The following is a 20,816-nucleotide window of genomic DNA, read 5'->3' as shown; positions in this document are numbered from 1 at the left end:
GCGCAGCCGGTGCTCTGCGACGCCGGCGTCAGCCCTCACCCCAGCCCTCTCAGCTCTGCACTTCCTTCGGTCGCCGCAAGCGGGAGAGGGAGAGGGAGTGATCACACCCCGCCGGACTGAATCATCTCTCCTACAAGCAGAGATGATCGCCGCCTAGCCGTATTAAAGCCCCTCTCCCGCCTGCGGGAGAGGGGTTGGGGTGAGGGCCCGCTTGCGCGAAGGCCACAACATCGCCCCGATCGTCACCGCCCCCAGCAGCCAGCTGTAATGCACGTTGCCGATCAACTGCAGCGGCGAAACCTTGCTCAACGACGCCGCCAGCAATATCTGCGCGCCATACGGCAGCACGCCCTGAGTCACGCAGGCGAAGATGTCGAGCACGCTCGCCGCGCGCGCCGGCGGCACTCCGTGCTGTTGCGCGACATCGCGCGCAAGGCCGCCGCTGATCAGGATCGCGACGGTGTTGTTGGCGGTGAACACATCGGTGGTCGCCGACAACGCGGCGATGCTGATCTCGCCCGCGCGGCGGCTGCGATGACCTCGCGCGAACTTGCCGATGGTCTGCGCCACCCAGGCCAGGCCGCCGGCGGCTTTCATCAATGCGCCCAGGCCGCCGACCAGCAGCGACAGCAAGGTGATCTCGACCATGCTCTCGAAGCCGTCCCAGATGTGCGTGGTGTAGGCGGCGAAGCCGAAATCCTCGGCGAAGAACACCCCGAACAGGCCCGCGATGACCAGGCCAATACTCAACACGATGATCACGTCGACGCCGGCGATCGCCAGCCCGAGCACGACGAGGTACGGCAGGATCAGCCACGGCGACACCGGATCGGGCGTCTGCACCGGCGCGGTTTCGCCGAGGAAGCCCAGTAACACCAGGGTGGCGATCGCCGCCGGCAGCGCCAGCTTGAGGTTCTCGCGGAATTTCTCCCGCATCGTGCAGCCCTGGGTGCGGCTGGCGACGATCGCGGTGTCGGAAATCACCGACAGGTTGTCGCCGAAGGTCGCGCCGCCGATCACCGCGCCGAGCACCAGCGCGCGATCCAGGCCCGACGCGTCCGATACGCCCAGCGCGATCGGCGCGACCGCGGCGATCGTGCCCATCGAGGTGCCCAGCGACATCGAAATAAACCCGGCGACCACGAACAAGGCCGGCAACAACAGCGCCGGATGCACGTTGCCGACACCGAGCGACACGATCGCGTCGACCGCGCCGATCGCCTTGGACACTTCGACGAAGCCGCCGGCCAGCAGGAAGATCAGGCACATCAGCACGACGTTGTGGTCGCCCATGCCGCCCAGCAGGGTTTCCAGCGGCTTGATTCCGCGGCGCCAAGCGATGAACGCGGCCAGCGCCAGCGCCGGCAGGATCGCCACCGGCGCGTGCAGCTGGTAGAAGCCCATCGCGTCGCCGTTGGCGGTGAAATACAGCCCGGCGCCGAAAAACAGCGCCAGGAACAGCAGCAGCGGCGTCAGCGCCAGGGCACTGGGGGTGATCGGGGTTCCGGGGCGGAGCGGCTCATTCATCGCTTCATCCGAATGGATTTTAAGACAGCGCGATTTTGCAGTTCAGCATGGCGCGTGTCGAGTGCCGGGGATGGAACGCTTTGGGGGAGTTCATGGGGGCGGTCGGGGGCCGTGCCCACCTGCCCTCATCCGCCCTGCGGGCACCTTCTCCCGCAAGCGGGAGAAGGGATCAAGGGCTGGGGCTCTGTAGCCCCTCTCCCGCTTGCGGCGACCGAAGGAAGTGCAGAGCTGAGAGGGGTGGGGGTGAGGGCAGATCGGGCCGCAGAGCACCCAAACGCAACGAGGCGCCCGAAGGCGCCTCGTCGTATCAGCAATGACCCGCTCGCTTACGCCGTAGCGCGGCTCGCGATCGCCTTGGCGAACGACAGCGTATTGCCCTCGCCGCCCAGGTCCGGGGTCAGCGAATCCTTGGCTTCGAGCGTGGCGATGATCGCCTCGCGCAGCTTGGTCGCCTTCTCCGGCTGGCCGATGTGGTCGAGCATCTGCGCCGCGCCCAGCAGCAGCGCGCAGGGATTGGCGATGCCCTTGCCGGCGATGTCCGGCGCCGAGCCATGCACGGCCTCGAAGATCGCAGCATCCGTGCCGATGTTCGCGCCCGGGGCCAGACCCAGACCACCCACCAGACCGGCGCACAGGTCGGAAATGATGTCGCCGAACAGGTTGGTGGTGACGATGATGTCGAACTGCTCCGGACGCATCACCAGCTGCATGCAGGTGTTGTCCACGATCATCTCGTTGCACTGGATGTCGGGGTACTGCTGCGCCACTTCGCGCGCGGTCTTCAGGAACAGGCCCGAGGTCGACTTCAAGATGTTGGCCTTGTGCACCACCGTGACCTTCTTGCGCCCGGTCTTGCGCGCCAGGTCGAAGGCGTAGCGCACGATGCGCTCGGAGCCGCGGCGGGTGATCTTCTGGGTCAGCAGCGCGGTCTCGCCGTCTTCCGACAACGACTGGCCTTCACCGATGTAGGCGCCTTCGGTGTTCTCGCGCACGGTGATCAGGTCCACGCCGCTCGGGAAGCGCGACTTGGTGTTCGGGAACGACTTGGCCGGACGCACGTTGGCGTACAGGTCGAAGCGCTTGCGCAGTTCGACGTTGATCGAGCTGAAGCCTTCGCCGACCGGCGTGGTCAACGGGCTCTTGAGCGCGATGCGGGTCTTGCGGATCGAATCCATGGTCGCGGCCGGCAGCAGCTCGCCGTGCTTTTCCAGCGCGACCAGGCCGGCGTCGGCGAATTCGTAAGACAGGCCCAGGTTCATCGCGTCGAGCACGTGCAGGGTCGCGTCCATGATCTCGGGGCCGATGCCGTCGCCACGGATGACCGTAATGGTTTGCGTCATGAGGGAGTTCTTCCAGCTGAAGGGCGCGGCGCAGGCGGCGCGGCGCACGAGGTCTTAGCCCCGTAATTATGCCGGAAGCGGCCTGCCCCTGCATTCGGGGCAGTACTGGACGATGGTCGGGGGCCATGAAGCGGCCCGATTCGGCATGGCCCCCGGGGCGGTGAAAGCCCGCTATCCGATTCAGCCGTGGTCGTGGCCGGCCGGCGCGGCGGCCTCGCCCTGCTCCAGCTTGTCGAGGAAATCGACCGCGCGGCGCATATGCGGGATCACGATCGAGCCGCCGACCACCAGGCCGACCGAGAACGCTTCGAACATTTCCTCGCGATTGACCCCGGCCTCCTTGCACTGGGCGACGTGGTAGCTGATGCAGTCGTCGCAGCGCAGCACCATCGAGGCGACCAGGCCCAGCAGCTCCTTGGTCTTCACGTCGAGCGCGCCGGCCTGGTAGGTCTGGGTGTCGAGGGCGAAGAAGCGCCGCACGACCTGATTCGGCTCGGCCAGGATGCGTTCGTTCATGCGCTTGCGGAAGGCGGTGAATTCGGCGACGCGGTCGCTTTCGCTCTGGGCCGCGTTGTCGTCGGTACGGTCGTTGCTCACACAAGCTCCTCGAATAAGGGAAATACGCCCGTCAGGCGCGACCGCGGCGGTCAGCGCGAACCGTCCGACGCGGTCATCGGCAAACCATCGCGCCCGGGCGGCGGACGTGGATCAACAGGTATCAGCGCACGCAAACGGGCGGCGACGAACGCCGCCCGACGGCATCGCTCAGGCCGCGAACAGCGGTTCCAGCCCGCCGGCGCGGTGCAGCGCCATCATGTCGTCGTAGCCGCCGACATGGGTGTCGCCGATGAAAATCTGCGGCACGCTGGTGCGCTTGGTCAGCGCGACCATCTTTTCGCGCTCGGCCGGGTCCAGATCGATGCGCACTTCGCTCCAGGTCTGGCCCTTGCTCTTGAGGAAATTCTTAGCGGCGACGCAATACGGGCAGATCGCGGTGCTATAGATGACGATCTGCGGCTTGGGGGCGGTGTCGCTCAAAACGGTTCTCCTGCCTGAACTCTTGAAAGGGGTTGCGGTCGAAATATGGGCGTGCGGCCTGGCAGTTTAAAGCGCGCCGATGGAACGCAGTCCGGCCGGACTCAGTACGCTGGCGTGGGGTGGATCGATTTTTCCGCTTCGGGTTCGTTCTCGCGGCGGGCTGCGATTGAAATTAACGGCGCATTCACGCCATCGATCGCGGCGGGCTGCATCCTGCCATCGACTCGCAGCGCGATGACCGCCACGACCTTGTACCCGCACCGCCCGTCGTCTTCCGCACCACCGCCTTGAGGATTCATCGCTTGCGCCGCATCGCCCTGCTCACCGCCGCTGTAACCCTCGCCCTCGGCAGCGTCTGCGCGAGCGCGCAGGAAAACAAGCTGCCCGATATCGGCTCCTCGGCCGCGGAACTGCTGACCCCGGCCAAGCAGCGCGAGTACGGCTCGATGATGCTGGCGCAGCTGCGCCACTACGACTATCTGCTCGAAGACCCGCTGATCGACAGCTGGCTCGACACCCTCGGCACGCGCCTGGCCGCCAACAGCGACAAGCCGCGCCAGCCCTTCACCTTCTTCATGCTGCGCGAGCGCCAGATCAACGCCTTCGCCACCCTGGGCGGCTACATCGGGGTCAACTCGGGCCTGGTGTTGACCGCCGAGAAGGAAGACGAAGTCGCCGCGGTGATCTCGCACGAAATCGCCCACGTCACCCAGCAGCACGTGCTGCGCGGGGTCGAGCGCGCCCAGCGCGATCAGTTGCCGATCCTGCTGGCGATGCTCGGCGCGATCGTCGCCGCGCAGGGCGCCGGCAGCAATTCCACCGACGACGCGACCATGGCCGCGATCACCTCCGGCCTGGGCCTGATGCAGCAGCGCCAGATCAACTACACCCGCTCCAACGAGTCCGAAGCCGACCGGATCGGCATCCAGACCCTGTACCGCAGCAATTACGACACCAGCGCGATGGCCGGGTTCTTCGGCCGCATGCAGGTGGTCTCGCGCAGCAACGCGGCCAACTGGTACGGCGAAACGCCCGACTACCTGATGACCCACCCGGTCACCACCACCCGCATCAGCGAGGCCAAGGAACGCGCCGAGCAGATCGCCAACCGCAACAGCGTCACCGCGGTCACCGCAACGCCCACCGAGACCCGGGTCGAGCGCATTCCGAAGGTGCCCTTCAGCCTGCCCGACACCGCCACCGGCACCGACAACCCCCTGCTGCCCAGCGGCCTGAAGATCTCCGACCAGGCGCTGACCGCCGGCGGCACCGGGCTGTTCGACTACGCCCGCGAGCGGATCCGGGTGTTCAGCGCCAATTCGCCGCGCGAGGCGGTGCGCGAATACGAAAAACTCGGCGCCAACACCGAAGCCCAGCGCTACGGCCTGGCCCTGGCGCGGATGCGCAACAACCAGTCCGGCGCGGCGATCCCGGCGCTGACCGAACTGCTGGCCAAGCACCCCGGCCAGCTTTGGCTGAGCCTGGCGCTGGGCGAAGCCGAGGCCCAGTCGGGCAAGAACGCCGCGGCCGATGCGCGTTTCGAGGCGCTGCTGCGGCAGACCCCGAACAACCGCGCGATCGCCCTGAGCTACGCCAAGGTGCTGACCGACCGCGCCACCGCCGCCGCCGGCCAGCGCGCCCAGGCCGTGCTGCGGCCGCTGTTCGGCAACCACAGCGACGACCCGCTGCTGCAGCAGACCTTCGCCCGCGCCTGCGAGATCGCCGGCGACTCGATCCGTGCCGGCGAGGCCTACGCCGAAGCCGCCTACCTGCGCGGCCGTCCCGAGCAGGCGCTGGTCCAGCTGAACACGCTCAAGCGCAAGCCCGACCTGGACTATTACGCCCGCGCCCGGATCGAGGCGCGGATCGCCGCGATCACCCCGACCGTGCTGGAACTCAAGCGCCAGGGCGTGCGCGACGAAGACCTGCGCCGGCAATAAGCCCGCGCGCTCGAACTCCCACGCACCCCACCCGAAGCGTTCCCCCCTTTGAAAAAGGGGGGCCAGGGGGGATTTGCTTTTGCTTTTGCTCTCGCCAGCCACTGCGAAAGCCAAAGCAAATCCCCCGCGCCGCCACACCCGACCGAAACCAATCTGTCGCAAGGCGCCGCCCCTTTTTCAAAGTGGGCAACTATTTCGTGGAATCGTTATCCGAACACGTCGCTTCACACACCGCCCCGGCCGACGTTCTGCCATCGCGATGTAACCTGCGCGCCAAACTCCAGTTCCCGCGATAACGACGGCAACGACGGCGAAAGCGCGCCCAACCCCGGCCGAACCGCGCCACGCCTGGACGCATATGGATGGCCCGTGCACAGCGGCACGACATCACAAAGCCGACAATGCCGCCCGTCCCGTGTCATGGAGTCGTCACAAAACGGTAGTGTACTGGCGCGGTTTCAAGGACGAACCCTTTCCGCCTCCCCCTCGGTGACCGTGTGCAGAAGCGCATCCTGATAGTTGAAGACGAGCCCGCCATCCGCGACATGGTGTCCTTTGCCCTGCGCAAGGGCGAATACGACCCGGTCCACGCCGGCGACGCCCGCGAGGCCCAGGCCGCCATCGCCGACCGCGTGCCCGACCTGATCCTGCTCGACTGGATGCTCCCGGGCACCAGCGGCCTGGAACTGGCCCGGCGCTGGCGCAAGGAATCGCTGACCCGCGAGATCCCGATCATCATGCTGACCGCGCGCGGCGAAGAGAACGACCGCGTCGGCGGCCTTGAAGCCGGGGTCGACGATTACGTGGTCAAGCCCTTCTCGGCGCGCGAACTGCTGGCGCGCATCCGCGCCGTGCTGCGCCGCTCGCGCGAGGACGACGAAGACGGCAGCGTCGGCGTTGGCCCGCTGCGCATCGACGGCGCCGCCCACCGGGTGTTCGCCCAGGCCGAAGGCGGCGAACAGCAGCCGGTCCAGATCGGCCCGACCGAATACCGCCTGCTGCACTTCTTCATGACCCACCCCGAACGCGTCTACTCGCGCACCCAGTTGCTCGACCACGTCTGGGGCGGCAGCGTCTACGTCGAGGAGCGCACGGTCGACGTGCACATCCGCCGCCTGCGCAAGACCCTGGAACCGCACCGTCTCGACGGCATGGTCCAGACCGTGCGCGGCGCGGGTTACCGCTTCTCCGCATCGCTCGCCGCGTAAGCTGGAGGTATGCCGCCGCGCGCACGCTCCGCCTGGTTCCGCACCCTCGGTCAGCTGGCGCTGATCCTGGTCGGCGCGGCCGTGCTCGGGATCCTGGTCGGTTACCCCTGGCCCATCGTCACCGCCGCCGCGCTCGGCGTGGTCGCGTGGCATTACTGGCGGCTGCGGCGGGTGCTGATCCGCCTGACCGCGCGCCAGCGCCTGACCCCGCCGCTCGGCGAAGGCATCTGGAACGAACTCGACCGCCTGCTGCACCGCAGCCAGGCGGAAATGCGCGGCCGCAAGCGCCGCCTGATCGAAATGCTGCGCGCCTACCGCGCCGCAGCCGCGGCGATGCCCGACGCGATCGTGGTGGTCGAACGCAACAGCCAGCGCATCCAGTGGTTCAACGAAGCCGCGACCGGGCTGATGGGCCTGCGCTACCCGCGCGACATCGGCGCGCCGGTGGTCAATCGCCTGCAACCCTTGCAGTTGTCGCATTGGCTGGCCTCGGGCCGTAACGCCGAACCGCTGGAAGCCGCCTCGCCGTGGAACCCGGCGATCACCCTGAGCCTGCGCCTGATCCCGTATTCGGAAAACCTGTGGCTGCTGGTCGCGCGCGACGTCAGCCGCCTGCTGCAACTCGAACAGATGCGCCGCGACTTCGTCGCCAACGTCTCGCACGAACTGCGCACGCCGCTGACCGTGGTGCACGGCTATCTCGACATGCTCGATCCGGAGGAACATCCCGATTGGGCACCGATGCTGGCCGAAATGCAGCGCCAGTCGCAGCGCATGACCCAGTTGGTCGAAGACCTGCTGACTCTGTCTCGGCTGGAATCGCAGGACAACCTGCCGGCCGAGGACACCGTGTCGATGGCCTCGATGCTGTCCACGCTCAAGCGCGAAGCCAATGCGCTGAGCCAGGGCCGCCACGAAATCGCCATGGACGATCTGGCCGGCGTCGACTTGTTCGGATCGAACAAGGAACTGCACAGCGCGTTCTCCAACCTCGTCGGCAACGCGATCCGCTACACCCCGGCCGGCGGCAGCATCCGCATCCGCTTCCGCCCCGAGAGCGCCGGCATCGCGCGCGGCGTGGTGCTGGAGGTGGTCGACAGCGGCTACGGCATTCCGGCCGCGCACCTGCCGCGCATCACCGAACGCTTCTATCGTGTCTCGACCAGCCGTTCGCGCGAAAGCGGCGGCACCGGCCTGGGCCTGTCGATCGTCAAGCACGTGCTGCATCTGCATCAGGCGCGCCTGGAAATCGCCAGCGAAGTTGGCCGCGGCAGCACCTTCGCCTGCCATTTCGGGGTCGACCGCATCCGCCGCCGCGACGCCTACGGCGAGGCGTATGCCGACACGCCCGCCGACCACCTTGCCTATCCCGCCCACCCTTCCGATATTTAAAGCCTCAGGGAACCAGTGCCAGCGCCATGAACGCGATGACGGACACCTCGCTCGACACCGATCCGCTGCGCGACAGCGCCCTGTACTTCAATCGCGAGCTGTCGCAACTGGACTTCAACTTCCGCGTGCTGGCCCAGGCCCAGGATGCGCAGGTGCCGTTACTGGAGCGCCTGAAGTACCTGTGCATCTCCTGCACCAACCTCGACGAATTCTTCGAGATCCGCGCCGGCACCCTGCGCCACGCCCAGGACCTCGGCCTCGCGCCGGGCCCGGACGGACTCGCGCCGCAGACCGTGCTGTCGCGCATCCACGACCGCGCCGCCGAACTGGTCAAGGCCCAGTACGAATGCTGGAACGATGTGCTGCGTCCGGCGCTGCAGGAATCGGGCGTGCGCGTGCTCGGCCGCAACTCCTGGAACGCGCGCCAGACCCGCTGGCTGCGCGCGTATTTTCGCGACGAAATCATGCCGGTGCTGTCGCCGCTCGGTCTGGATCCCGCGCATCCGTTCCCGAAGATCCTCAACAAATCGCTCAACATCGTCGTCGTGCTCAAGGGCAAGGACGCGTTCGGCCGCGCCGGCAACCTCGCCATCGTGCGCGCGCCACGTTCGTTGCCGCGGATCATCCAGATGCCGGAGAACGTCTCCGGCGGCAAACACGATTTCGTATTCCTGTCCTCGGTGCTGTCGGCGTTCGTCGATGAATTGTTTCCGGGCATGGAGGTCAAGGGCGCGTATCAGTTCCGCGTCACCCGCAATTCGGAATTGCTGGTCGACGAGGAAGAGGTCGACAACATCGCCCTGGCCTTGCGCGACGAGTTGATCGGCCGCGGCTATCTGCGCGCGGTGCGGCTGGAAATCGCCGAGCAATGCCCCAAGCCGATCGTGCGCACCTTGCTGGAGAATTTCGATCTGCCCGAGAACGCGGTCTATCGCATCAACGGGCCGGTCAATCTCAACCGCGTGATCCAGGTCTACGATCTGGTGCAACGCCCGGAACTGAAATTCCCGCCGTACCAGCAGCGCGTGCTGCCCGGCGTCGACACCCTGTTCGACACCGTCGCCGACGGCGACGTGCTGCTGCACCACCCCTTCGACTCGTTCGCGCCGGTGCTGGAGCTGATCCGTCAGTCCGCCGAAGACCCGAACGTGCTCGCGATCAAGCAGACCCTGTATCGCGCCGGCAAGGATTCGCCGATCGTCGAACAACTGGTCCAGGCCGCGCGCAACGGCAAGGACGTGACCGTGGTGGTCGAGCTGCGCGCGCGCTTCGACGAGGAAGCCAATCTGGGCCTCGCCGATCGATTGCAGGAAGCCGGCGTGCAGGTCGTGTACGGCGTGGTCGGCTACAAGACCCACGCCAAGATGCTGCTGATCGTCCGCCGCGAAGGCCGCAAGCTCAAGCGTTACGTCCACCTGGGCACCGGCAATTACCACAGCGGCACCGCGCGCGCCTACACCGACTTCGGCCTGATCACCGCCGATCCGGACATCGGCAACGACGTGCACATGATCTTCCAGCAGCTGTCCGGGCTGGCGCCGTCGCTCAAGCTCAAGTGCCTGCTGCAATCGCCGTTCACCCTGCATGCCGGGGTGCTCAAGCGCATCGATCGCGAAACCAAGCACGCACGCGCCGGCAAGCCCGCGCGCATCGTCGCCAAGATGAACGCCTTGAACGAGCCGCAGGTGATCCGCGCGCTGTACCAGGCCTCGCAGGCCGGCGTGCAGATCGACCTGATCGTGCGCGGCGCCTGCACCCTGCGTCCGGGCGTGGAAGGCATTTCCGACAACATCCGGGTGCGTTCGATCGTCGGCCGCTTCCTCGAGCATCACCGCGTCTATTGGTTCGCCAACGACGGCGCGCCGGACCTGTTCTGCTCCAGCGCCGACTGGCTGGAACGCAACCTGCTGCGCCGGGTCGAGACCGGTTTTCCGATTCTCGACACCGATTTGCGCGCCCGCGTCTACGATGAAGCCCTGGCCAATTACCTCGCCGACAACCTCAACGCCTGGGAATTGCAGGCTGACGGCCACTACTCGCGGGTGCTGCCGCGCGACGGCGAAATGCCGCATTCGGCCCAATCGACCCTGCTAGCCAAGATCTGCGGATAAAATTCCGCGCATGAACAACCTTTTCCCGACCACCCGCCTGCCGCTCCAGGACGGCGACCTGCTCGCCGCGATCGACCTGGGATCGAACAGTTTCCATATGGTGGTCGCGCGGTATGTGCTCGGGCAGCTGCGCACGGTCGACCGTCTGCGCGAGACCGTGCGCCTGGCCGAGGGCCTGGATCGCAAAGGCGGACTGGCGCCAGAAGTGCGCCAGCGCGCGCTCGACTGCCTGTCGCGCTTCGGCCAGCGCATCCGCGACGTGCCGCCGCAGCGGGTGCGCGCGATCGCGACCAACACCGTGCGCCGGCTGGCCGCGCCGCAGGCGTTCCTGATGCCGGCCGAATCGGCGCTGGGCCATGCCATCGAAGTCGTATCCGGCCGCGAGGAAGCGCGACTGATCTACCTGGGCATCGCCCACGCCCAACCGTCCAAGCCGGGCGAACGCCGGCTGGTGATCGACATCGGCGGCGGTTCGACCGAATGCATCGTCGGCAGCGGCTTCGAGGCGATCGAGCGCGAGAGCCTGCAGGTCGGCTGCATCGCCACCACCCGCCGGTTCTTCGAGAACGGCAAGCTGTCGAAAAAGAAATGGCGCGACGCGCTGACTGAAGTCTCGGCCGAGTTCCAGCAATTCGCCGGCACTTACCGCGCGCTCGGCTGGCAGGAAGCGTTGGGCTCGTCGGGCACCAACAAGGCCATCGGCGAAATCTGCGCGGCGATGAAGCTGACCAAGGGCGCGGTCACCGCCGAAGCCCTGCCGCAGTTGCGCGACCGCCTGTTACAGGCCGACCGGATCGAAGCCATCGACCTGCCCGGCCTGTCCGCCGACCGCCGTCCGGTGATCGCCGGCGGCATCCTCATTCTCGAAGCCGCGTTCAACGTGCTCGGCCTGCAGCGCATGGCGATCAGCAAAGCGGCGATGCGCGAGGGCGTGCTGTACGACATGCTCGGCCGCGGCGGCGCGGACGACCCGCGCGATGCCGCGGTGGTCGCGCTGGTCAAGCGTTACGGCATCGACGAACAGCAGTCCGCGCGGGTCGAGGCGACCATGCTGCGGTTGTTCGATCAGGTCGCCAAGAGCTGGCACCTCGACGCCGACGACCGCCTGATGCTGCAACGCGCGACCCGCCTGCACGAACTGGGCCTGGTGATCGCGCACAGCCAGTACCACGTGCACAGCTCGTACGTGCTTGAGAACTCCGACATTTCCGGCTTCTCGCGCCAGCAGCAGCAGTTCCTCGCCGCGTTGGTCCGCACCCATCGCCGCGGCATTCCCAAGAACGCCTTCGACGCCCTGCCCGACCGCCTGCTCGCCGCGGTGCGGCGCAGTTCGGCCCTGCTGCGTCTGGCGGTGCTGCTGCATCGCGCCCACGAGTCCGACCCGATCCCACAGCTCGACGCGCACGCCGACGGCAATACGCTGACCTTGACCGTGTCCAAGCGCTGGCTGGAATCGCGGCCGTTGATCCGCGCCGATCTGGAAGGCGAGCCGCAGGATATGGCGGGGCTGGGGATTGCATTGAAGTTGCTTGCGGCCTGAGTTTCAAGCGAAACCCTACCCTCACCCTGTATCCGGGGTGTCCGCTGTCAACGCCTCAACCAGAACGTCATTCCCGCGAACGCGGGAATCCAGGGACTTTGCCTCACCCTTACGAAAATGGGCGGATATTCGGCTGCGCCGAAGCAAAGCGGAGCCCGCGTCCGCGGGACTGACCACTGAAGTGGACTGAAATCGAGATTTCGAATCTGTGAGCGTCGCGCATGCGTGACGCTCAACCGCTGTCTTGAGCCGCCGCAAGCCGCTCGATCATCTGCTCGCGCATCACGAATTTCTGCGGCTTGCCGCTAATCGTCATCGGCAGGCTGTCGACGAATTCGATGTAGCGCGGGATCTTGTACTGGGCGATGCGGCCCTGGCAGAACGCGCGCACCGCGTCGGCGTCCAAGGTCGCGCCCTCGGCGATGCGGATCCACGCGCAGACTTCCTCGCCGAATTTCGCGTCGGGCACGCCGAACACCTGCACGTCGGCGATCGCCGGATGTGCGTACAGGAATTCTTCGATCTCGCGCGGATAAACGTTCTCGCCGCCGCGGATCAGCATGTCCTTCAAGCGCCCGACGATGTGGGCATAGCCGTCCGCGTCGATGACGGCCTGATCGCCGGTATGCATCCAACCTTCGCTGTCGATCGCCTCGGCGGTGCGCTGCGGATCGCCCCAATAGCCCTGCATCACCGAATACCCGCGCGTCAGCAGTTCGCCGATCTCGCCGCGCGGCACGGTGTTGCCGTCTTCGTCGACGATGCGCACTTCCACGTGCGGATGCACGCGCCCGACCGAGTCCACGCGCCGCGCCAGCGGGTCCTCGGGCACGGTCTGGAAACTGACCGGGCTGGTCTCGGTCATGCCATAGGCGATGGTGACCTGCTGCATGTGCATGCGATCGACCACCTGCTTCATCACCTCGATCGGGCAATTCGAACCGGCCATGATCCCGGTGCGCAGACTCGACAGATCGAACTCGCCGAAACGCGGATGCTCCAGTTCGCCGATGAACATCGTCGGCACGCCATGCAGGCCGGTGCAACGCTCATCGGCGACGGTCCGCAGCGTGACCAGCGGATCGAAGCCCTCGCCCGGAATCACCATGCACGCGCCGTGGGTGACGCAGGCCATATTGCCCAGGACCATGCCGAAGCAGTGATAGAACGGCACCGGGATGCACAGCCGGTCGCGCTCGCTCAGGCGCATCGCCTCGCCGACGAAGAACCCGTTGTTGACGATGTTGCGATGGGTCAGGGTCGCGCCCTTCGGCGCGCCGGTGGTGCCGGAGGTGAACTGGATATTGACCGCATCGTCCGGCGACAACTGCGCGGCGATTTCTTTCAGCTGCGCATGCGCGTTGTTGTCGTCGCAGGCGGCGATCGCATCGAACGCATGCGTGCCCGCGGGTGGCTTGCCCAGCCCCATCGCCAGCACGTGGCGCAGATCGGGTAAACGCCGCGCGCGCAACAACCCGGGCGGATGCTGGTCCAGTTCCGGCGCCAGTTCGCGCAGCATTTCCAGATAGTGCGAGGTCTTGAACGAAGGCACGATCGCCAGCGCCCGGCAGGCGACCAGATTCAAAGCGTATTCCAGCTCGTGGGTGCGATACGCCGGATTGATGTTGACCAGGATCAGGCCGACGCGCGCGCTCGCGAATTGCAGCAGCACCCATTCGGCGCGGTTGAGCGACCACACGCCGATGCGGTCACCGGGGGCGAGGCCGAGTTTGAGCAGACCCGCGGCGAGACGATCGACCGCCGCATCGAAGTCCCGCCAGTTCAGGCGCACGCCTTGCGGCGGCACCACCAAGGCCTCGCGCTCGGGCCAGGTCGCGGCGATGCGCGACAGCATCGCGCCGATGGTTTCTTGCAACAGCGGCGGCGCGGTGGCGCCGACGACGTGGCTCAGTGCGGGGTCCGGGGCGGCGTGGGCGGCGTTCATGGCCCAAGCATATCCGCAGGCCGCGCCTGCGTTTGGCCATGACCTCGGCGGCCGCCACCTCAATCCGTGATTGCCTTCCACAACCGGCGCAACGCTTGGATCCGCGGCGACATCGCCCGCATCGGCCACGACGCTGCGATGGCCGCGTGCGGATACGCGAAAACGTCGATCCCGCGATGGCGCGGGACCCAACGCGGCCCGCGTTCGAGCGCGGCGCGCAATTGCTTTCCGCGCATAATTGCTCTTTGATTGCACGGGCATGACGGCCTCGGCGGCCGCGTTCGAAACCGCCGCAATGGATCGCCGCATGCCATCCGTACTCATTCCAAGGCAGGAACCCCGCATGTCGATGATCCCCTCTCTTTCGCGCCTCGCGCTGTGCCTGATCGTCCCGATCGCCCTGTCGATGCCGACGCAGGCCAAGCAGCCCGCGACCAGCGCGCCCGCCGCCACGCAAACCCAATCGGCCGCGAGCCTGAACTTCAACGGCGCGCGCTACCTGCATCGCTGGTCCGACAGCACCCAGGCCGAGTTCACCCCCGCCGGCCAGGAAGACCTGAGCAAGTGGCAGGACATGATCACCGTGGTGACCAACGCCAGCGCGCGCGATGGCGAACAACTGGCTGGACTGGCCGAAGCCGTGCTCGCCCGCTACAAGCAGGCCGGCAAGATCATCAGGACCGACTCCAAGCCGCGCACACCGCAGAGCCCCGCCGAGCACCTGATCGTGGCGGTGCTGCCGGGCAAGGGGTTCGTCGAGACCGTGTTCGCGCGGATCAAGCTGATCGACGACACCGGCACCATCGCCATCTATGCTCATCGCGTCTACGGCGAGAACGCCGCCAACGATTTCGGCGCATGGCTGACTGCGAACGGCGAGGCGACCGAAAAGGCGGTGATGGCCTGGGACGGCATCCCGACTCCGGCGCAGTTGAGCGCGTTGCCTCGCAGCAAGTGATGCGCCGATCCTGAGTACGAAAAAGCCCGCCGAAAGGCGGGCTTTTGTTTTGACCTCGCGGCGTCGTTGCGATCACGCCGCGACTCAACCCAAACCGATCACGACGCCCCGCGCTGCGCCGCCTCGGCGCGCAATTGCTTCGCCCGCACCAGCACCGGCGGCGGAGTGATTTCTTCGGGAATGCGGAAGATCCCGATCTTGCGCAGCCACAGTCCTGTGCTGCGCGCGGAGGTGAAAGCGACCACCGGGATCGACAGCAGCAGGCCGATGATCACCGGCGACATCCACGCCGCCAGCGGCGGCGACACCACGTAGGCCATGCCGCCGATCAGCACGCCGAGCAGGCTCAGGCCGCCATAGCTGCGGATCAGGCCCGACAGCGGCAGGCTGCCGTCGTCGCGGCGTTGCGATTCCCAACCCGAGTCCTTGCCGGCCAACACCTCGGCCACGCCGCGCGACTGCACGTACATGGTCACCGGCGCCATCAACGCGGCCAGCAGGGTTTCGAAGATCATGCTGAGGAAGGCGCGGATCGCGCCGCCGCAACCGCGGCGGGTCTCGCGATCGGTCAGCATCGCCAGGAAGCCCATGAACTTCGGCGCCAGCAACACCGCCATGGTCGCGACGAACACCCACAGCACCCGGTCGGGGTCCTGATCGCGCCAGTACGCACTCGGCGAAAACCCCGGCAGACGGATGCTGACCCAGTTGAAGAAGCCTTCCTTGTCGAGCGGAATCGCCAGGCCGATCAGCATCAGCATCGCCCACATCGGCGCGGTGAAGTAATGTCCGATGCCCATCGCCATATGCATGCGGCTGATCCAGTGCAGCCCCTTCGCCGACACCACCGCGCCGTGCTGCAGATTGCCCTGGCACCAGCGGCGATCGCGCACCAGCATGTCGGTCAGCGACGGCGGGCCTTCCTCGTAACTGCCGACCAGCCCCGGCACCATGTGCAACGCCCAGCCGCCGCGACGCATGAACGCGGCTTCGACGAAATCGTGGCTCAGCACGGTGCCGCCGAACGGCTTGTAACCACGCAATTCCGGCAAGCCGGCGTGATCGGCGAAGGCCTGGGTGCGGATGATTGCGTTGTGGCCCCAGTAGTTGCTCTCGGCGCCGTGCCACCAGGCGATGCCGTAGGCGATCACCGGCCCGTACACGCGCCCGGCGAACTGCTGCATGCGCGCGAACAGGGTCTGGCCGTTGACGATCATCGGCAGGGTCTGAATCAAACCGACATCGGCGTTGCGTTCCATCGCGCCGGACAGCTTCACGATCACCTCGCCGGTCATCAGGCTGTCGGCGTCGAGGATCAGCATCTGCGGATAGGCCGCGCCGAAGCGCCGCACCCATTCGGCGATGTTGCCGGCCTTGCGTTCGTCGTTGTTCTTGCGCCGGCGGTAGAAGATCCGCTCGTGCCCGCCGGTGCGTTCGCGCAGCGCTAGGAACGCGCGGATTTCGGCCTCGCGGATTGGCTCCTTGGTGGTGTCGCTGAGGATGAAGAAGTCGAAGCGATCGACCTGCCCGGTGGCGACCACCGATTCGTAGATCGCCTGCAGACCCGCCATCAGCCGCTCGGGGTCTTCGTTGTAGGTCGGCATCAATAAGGCCGTGCGCAGCCCCAGCATCGGCAACTCGCCGCCCTGCTTGAGGCCGAAGCGCCAGCGCCGCCGCGACAGGATCAGGCAGAACCCGGCCAGCGAACTGGTGAACGCCAGCGCGATCCAGGCGAACAGCGGCACGAACAGCACCAGCAGCATGCCTTCGAGCAGGCTCAGCCCGCCGACGTACAGCACCCGCAGGATGTGATAACCGGCGGTCAGGGTCAGCAGCGCGGCGCCGCCGATCACGTACAGCCGGCGCCATCCCATCGCGTTGGGCGCGCTCGGCAGCGGCCGGTCGGGGCGTTCGCCCACGCGCAGCGATTGCACCGGCATCGCCATCGGCGCTTCGGCCGGCAGCGCTTCGTAGGCCACGGCGGGCGTTGTTTTCGGGGGAGCGACAGTTGCGTTCATGCAGTCCAACGATACAGCCAAGTTTCGGAAAGGGGACCGCGCGCGTCTTCCAGCACGGCGCGCAGTTCGACCACGCGTGCGTCCCCGGGTTGCAGTTCGAACGACATCCGCCAGCCGCCGGTGCCGGGGTTGGCATGCGCGAGCGCGTTGACGACCTGGCCTGAGGAGGCCCACACCACCGCGCGCGGCTTCGCATCGGCGGCCAGGGCGCGCAGGCGTCCGCCGTCGAGATCGATCACCACCAAGCGCGCGCCGCCGTTGCCGGCGCCGATGCGGGTACGGCGCACCGTCGCCAGTGTCGGCGCCCAGGCGTGCTCGGTGCACCAGTGCAGGCGGTAGTCGAAGCGGTGCTCGCGTCCGGCCGCGAGCGGCGCGCGCGGGCGCCAGAACGCGACCATGTTGTCGTGGTATTCGTCCTTGGTCGGGATCTCGATCAGATGCACCGCGCCCTCGCCCCAATCGCCGACCGGTTCCACCCACAGGCTCGGACGGCGCTCGTAATGCGCCTCGCTGTCGGCGTAATCGGCGAACGCGCGCTTGCGCTGCATCAGTCCGAACGCGCGCGGGCTGCGGTCCTGGAACGCGCTTTCCTGCAGCGACCCGGGGTTGTGCAGCGGCCGCCAGATCTGTTCGCCGGCGCCGTTGTGCAAAGCCAGACCGTCGGAGTCGTGGACCGCGGGACGGAAGTCGTCGATGCCGACCCGATCGGTGGCGTCGAAGTGATACATGCTGGTCAGCGGCGCGATGCCGACGCGATCGAGCGCCACCCGCGGGTACAGGCGCAGCTGCGTGTCGAACACGGTCTGGGTGCCGGGCGTGATCGCGAAGCGCATGGCGCCGGCCACGCTGGGGCTGTCCATCAGCGCATGCACGACGATCTGTTTCGCGCCGACCGCCGGCTGCTCGATCCAGAAGCCTGTGAACACCGGAAACTCCTCGTCGCCGCCAGCGCCGGTGTTCAGCGCCAATCCGCGCGCCGACAATCCGTACAACAGGTCTTTCGCCACCGCGCGGAAATAACTCGCGCCGAGGAACGCGCAGACTTCGTCGAAGTAATCCTTGCGATTGATCGGCGCATGCAGGCGGAAGCCGGCGAAGCCCAGATCGTCCTGCGCCGGCTTGGGCGCCTTGCCGAAGTCGAACATCTGCGGCCGGTACACCACTGGCGTGGCCTGGCCGCCGTGCACCAGATGCATGTCGACGCGATGCTTGAACAAAAACGCGCGATGGAAGAACTGCACCTGAAACGGCAGGCCATCTTTCTTCCACAGCGCCTGCGCCGGATCGAAGCGGATATCGCGGTAGGTGTCGTACTTGATCCGCGCCAGCGCCTCGGGCAGGTCCGCGTCGGCGGGTCGGTAGGCCTTGGCGGCCAATGCGCGCGCCAGCGCCGGCACCGTGCCGGCGTCGAAGCGCTGGGCGGGACCCGCGGCGGCCAGGGCCGGCAACCAGCCGCCGCCGGCCAGCGCGGCCAACGGCAGGCTCAGGCCCGCCTGGAGCAATTCGCGTCGCTGCAAGAACCACCTCGGATCGTATAAACCCGGCGATTGTAGGGATGCGCTTGTTAACAACCTGGAATACGCCGAGCGCGCGACCGGCTTGACGGATCGCGCGCGAACCCGCCGCGCGCAGGCGAATCGCCGAACCGATCACAAGAAAACGATTACCCGGCGACGTCATCGGCCGGTCATGCCAACGCCACAAGCGCGACACGGCCCACGCCCAGGATTGCCCAAACCGGGAGCCGCGGCATGCGCTACGCGATCGTCACCGAGACCTATCCGCCGGAAATCAACGGCGTGGCCCTGACCGTGCAAGGTCTGGAGCAGGGTCTACGCGCGCGTGGCCACGAGGTCGGCCTGATCCGCCCGCGCCAGCTCGGCGATGGCGCCCAATCGCAGCCACACGAACTGCTGGTCAACAGCCTGCCGCTGCCGCGCTATCCGGGATTGCGCTTCGGCCTGCCCTGCGCCCGCCGCCTGCGCGCGGCGTGGACGCACAATCGCCCCGACGCGATCTATGTCGCCACCGAAGGTCCGCTGGGCTGGTCGGCGCTGCGCGCGGCCAAGCGCCTGGGCATTCCGGCGGCGACCGGTTTCCACACCCGTTTCGACGAATACATGCGCGATTACGGCGCGCCGTTCCTCGCCGGCACCGCGCTGGCGTGGATGCGCCGTTTCCACAACGGCGCCGACGCGACCTTGGTGCCGACCCGCGAGCTCGCCGAGTTCCTGCGTTCGCGCGGGTTTGAAGACGTGGTGCGACTGCCGCGCGCGGTCGACACACAGTTGTTCGACCCGCAACGGCGCAGCGCGCAATTGCGCCGGCAGTGGGGTCTGGACGACGACGGCTTCGCCGCGATCTATGTCGGCCGCATCGCCGCGGAAAAGAATCTCGACCTCGCCGTGCGCGCATTCCGCACCTTGCAGCAACAACGGCCGCAAGCGCGTTTCGTCTGGGTCGGCGACGGCCCGGCGCGGGAAAAACTGCAACGCGACCACCCCGACTTCATCTTCTGCGGCGTGCAGCGCGGCGAGGTGCTCGCCGAGCATTTCGCCAGCGGCGATCTGTTCCTGTTTCCGAGCCACAGCGAAACCTTCGGCAACGTCACCCTGGAAGCGATGGCCAGCGGCGTGCCGACCGTGGCGTTCGACTACGGCGCCGCGCGCGAACATCTGCGCGACGGCCTGCACGGCGCGGCAATCGCCGACGGCGACGATGCCGGTTTCGTCCAGGCCGCGGTCCGCATCGGCAGTCAGGACGCACTACGCGCGGGAATGTCCCGCGCAGGCCGCGATGCGATCAGCGGCCTGCGCCCGGCCCAGGTCGCGGCCGATTTCGATGCGCTGCTGCACGCGCTGGCGCAGCGCAATCCGCGCAATCGCAACACCCCGGCATCGCAACGCGACAAACCCAAACCCAAGCAGGAGGTCGTATGAACCGGTTGCCCTTGCGCAAGCGTCTGATCGCCGGCGAATCGGGTTGGTGCCTGCGCGCCAATCGCCTCGGCGAACGCAACAGTTCGCGCGCCTACTTCGCCGCGGTCAGCCGCCTGGGCGACGGGGTATTCTGGTACGCGCTGATGGCCGCGTTGATCGTGGTCGACGGCTACGACGGCCTGCGCGCCTCGGTGCACCTGGCCGCGACCGGGGTCATCGCTTTGGCGCTGTACAAACTGCTCAAGCGCTGGACCCGCCGCCCGCGTCCGTTTGCCTCCGATCAACGCATCCACGCCTGGGTCGCGCCGCTGGACGAATTCAGCTTCCCCTCCGGCCACACCTTGCACGCGGTGGCCTTCAGTCTGGTGGCGATGGCGCATTACCCGGTGCTCGCCTGGCTGTTGATTCCGTTCACCGCCAGCGTGGCGGCGTCGCGGGTGGTGTTGGGTTTGCATTACCCCAGCGATGTGGTGGCGGCTACGGTGATCGGGTCGAGTCTGGCGGGGGTTTCGTTGTGGTTGGTGCCTGGGGTGACGTTGTTTGGTTGAGACGTTGCGCTGCATGCGCGGCGTGCGTTGGTTTGGCCGGGTGCCTGCATCTGCATCGCAGCCGCTGTAGGAGCGGCGTGAGCCGCGACCGCGGCAATGCGAAAACATCGCATGCATCGCCGTGGTCGGATTGGCGCGGTCGCGGCTTACGCCGCTCCTACAGGGAGGCCATGCGGCTTTTGCTTGAGGTCGCGCCTACCTTCCAGCGCTGCGAGGCTTGTAGCTCGCGTTAGCAANNNNACATGGATGTGCGCCGTGCGCCACCGAGACAGGATGTCTCGTGTGGCGCATGCCCGCGTATGCTCCGCACTT

General features: G+C 67.1%; 16 protein-coding genes. 8 read left to right on the top strand and 8 right to left on the bottom strand.

What is annotated here, in order from left to right; translation table 11 throughout:
• Nucleotides 1-162: 162 nt before the first annotated feature.
• From ASD86_RS13920 to ASD86_RS26790, 5 genes are all read right to left on the bottom strand, one after another.
• Nucleotides 163-1,527, bottom strand: coding sequence for a Na+/H+ antiporter NhaC family protein (locus ASD86_RS13920; RefSeq protein ID WP_056111440.1), 1,365 nt, complete (start codon nt 1,525-1,527; stop codon nt 163-165).
• Between the two features lie 326 nt (nt 1,528-1,853).
• On the bottom strand, nt 1,854-2,867 hold the full coding sequence (locus ASD86_RS13915; protein WP_036112137.1) for an isocitrate dehydrogenase: 1,014 nt from the start codon (nt 2,865-2,867) through the stop codon (nt 1,854-1,856).
• A gap of 180 nt (nt 2,868-3,047) precedes the next feature.
• Nucleotides 3,048-3,383, bottom strand: coding sequence for a carboxymuconolactone decarboxylase family protein (locus tag ASD86_RS13910; protein ID WP_082124718.1), 336 nt, complete (start codon nt 3,381-3,383; stop codon nt 3,048-3,050).
• A 249-nt stretch (nt 3,384-3,632) separates the two neighbouring features.
• A complete protein-coding gene (gene grxC, locus ASD86_RS13905) occupies nt 3,633-3,905 on the bottom strand; it encodes a glutaredoxin 3 (RefSeq protein WP_036112064.1) in 273 nt (90 codons plus the stop codon).
• A gap of 101 nt (nt 3,906-4,006) precedes the next feature.
• The gene (locus ASD86_RS26790) at nt 4,007-4,204 is read right to left on the bottom strand and encodes a hypothetical protein (RefSeq protein ID WP_157476623.1); all 198 of its coding nucleotides are present in this window, start codon (nt 4,202-4,204) and stop codon (nt 4,007-4,009) included.
• On the opposite strand from ASD86_RS26790, the gene ASD86_RS13900 reads away from it, so the two are divergent.
• From ASD86_RS13900 to ppx, 5 genes are all read left to right on the top strand, one after another.
• Nucleotides 4,199-5,845: a M48 family metalloprotease gene (locus ASD86_RS13900; protein ID WP_056112723.1), complete on the top strand. Its 1,647-nt coding sequence runs from the start codon at nt 4,199-4,201 to the stop codon at nt 5,843-5,845. The genes ASD86_RS26790 and ASD86_RS13900 overlap by 6 nt on opposite strands.
• A gap of 497 nt (nt 5,846-6,342) precedes the next feature.
• Nucleotides 6,343-7,053, top strand: coding sequence for a phosphate regulon transcriptional regulator PhoB (gene phoB / locus ASD86_RS13895; protein ID WP_036112073.1), 711 nt, complete (start codon nt 6,343-6,345; stop codon nt 7,051-7,053).
• A gap of 9 nt (nt 7,054-7,062) precedes the next feature.
• Nucleotides 7,063-8,445: a phosphate regulon sensor histidine kinase PhoR gene (gene phoR / locus ASD86_RS13890; RefSeq protein WP_082578338.1), complete on the top strand. Its 1,383-nt coding sequence runs from the start codon at nt 7,063-7,065 to the stop codon at nt 8,443-8,445.
• Nucleotides 8,446-8,471: 26 nt separating this feature from the next.
• Nucleotides 8,472-10,556, top strand: a complete 2,085-nt coding sequence (gene ppk1 / locus ASD86_RS13885; RefSeq protein WP_056111433.1) for a polyphosphate kinase 1 — start codon at nt 8,472-8,474, stop codon at nt 10,554-10,556.
• Nucleotides 10,557-10,566: 10 nt separating this feature from the next.
• Nucleotides 10,567-12,096 (top strand): exopolyphosphatase, encoded by a 1,530-nt coding sequence (ppx, locus tag ASD86_RS13880; protein ID WP_056111429.1) that lies wholly within the window; start codon nt 10,567-10,569, stop codon nt 12,094-12,096.
• A gap of 232 nt (nt 12,097-12,328) precedes the next feature.
• On the opposite strand, the gene ASD86_RS13875 is transcribed toward ppx, so the two are convergent.
• Nucleotides 12,329-14,041 (bottom strand): AMP-binding protein, encoded by a 1,713-nt coding sequence (locus ASD86_RS13875; protein WP_056111427.1) that lies wholly within the window; start codon nt 14,039-14,041, stop codon nt 12,329-12,331.
• Between the two features lie 343 nt (nt 14,042-14,384).
• On the opposite strand from ASD86_RS13875, the gene ASD86_RS13870 reads away from it, so the two are divergent.
• Nucleotides 14,385-14,999 (top strand): hypothetical protein, encoded by a 615-nt coding sequence (locus ASD86_RS13870; RefSeq protein ID WP_056111425.1) that lies wholly within the window; start codon nt 14,385-14,387, stop codon nt 14,997-14,999.
• Nucleotides 15,000-15,097: 98 nt separating this feature from the next.
• Here ASD86_RS13870 and mdoH read toward each other — a convergent pair whose 3' ends face one another.
• Together mdoH and ASD86_RS13860 are read right to left on the bottom strand one after the other, a co-directional pair.
• Nucleotides 15,098-17,017 (bottom strand): glucans biosynthesis glucosyltransferase MdoH, encoded by a 1,920-nt coding sequence (gene mdoH / locus ASD86_RS13865; protein ID WP_056111422.1) that lies wholly within the window; start codon nt 17,015-17,017, stop codon nt 15,098-15,100.
• Complete coding sequence (locus ASD86_RS13860) at nt 17,014-18,534, bottom strand: glucan biosynthesis protein G (protein WP_056111419.1); 1,521 nt, start codon at nt 18,532-18,534, stop codon at nt 17,014-17,016. The genes mdoH and ASD86_RS13860 overlap by 4 nt, the downstream gene beginning before the upstream one ends.
• 234 nt (nt 18,535-18,768) lie before the next feature.
• Here ASD86_RS13860 and ASD86_RS13855 point away from each other — a divergent pair, with 234 nt between their 5' ends.
• A complete protein-coding gene (locus ASD86_RS13855) occupies nt 18,769-19,956 on the top strand; it encodes a glycosyltransferase family 1 protein (RefSeq protein WP_056111416.1) in 1,188 nt (395 codons plus the stop codon).
• Nucleotides 19,953-20,504: a phosphatase PAP2 family protein gene (locus tag ASD86_RS13850; protein ID WP_056111413.1), complete on the top strand. Its 552-nt coding sequence runs from the start codon at nt 19,953-19,955 to the stop codon at nt 20,502-20,504. Before ASD86_RS13855 ends, ASD86_RS13850 begins: the two co-directional genes overlap by 4 nt.
• The last annotated feature ends 312 nt before the right edge of the window (nt 20,505-20,816 follow it).

Source organism: Lysobacter sp. Root690 (assembly GCF_001427785.1).
Taxonomy (GTDB): Bacteria; Pseudomonadota; Gammaproteobacteria; order Xanthomonadales; family Xanthomonadaceae; genus Lysobacter.
The sequence above is the reverse complement of the archived record's forward strand: the minus strand, read 5'-3'. Positions and strand labels throughout refer to the sequence as shown.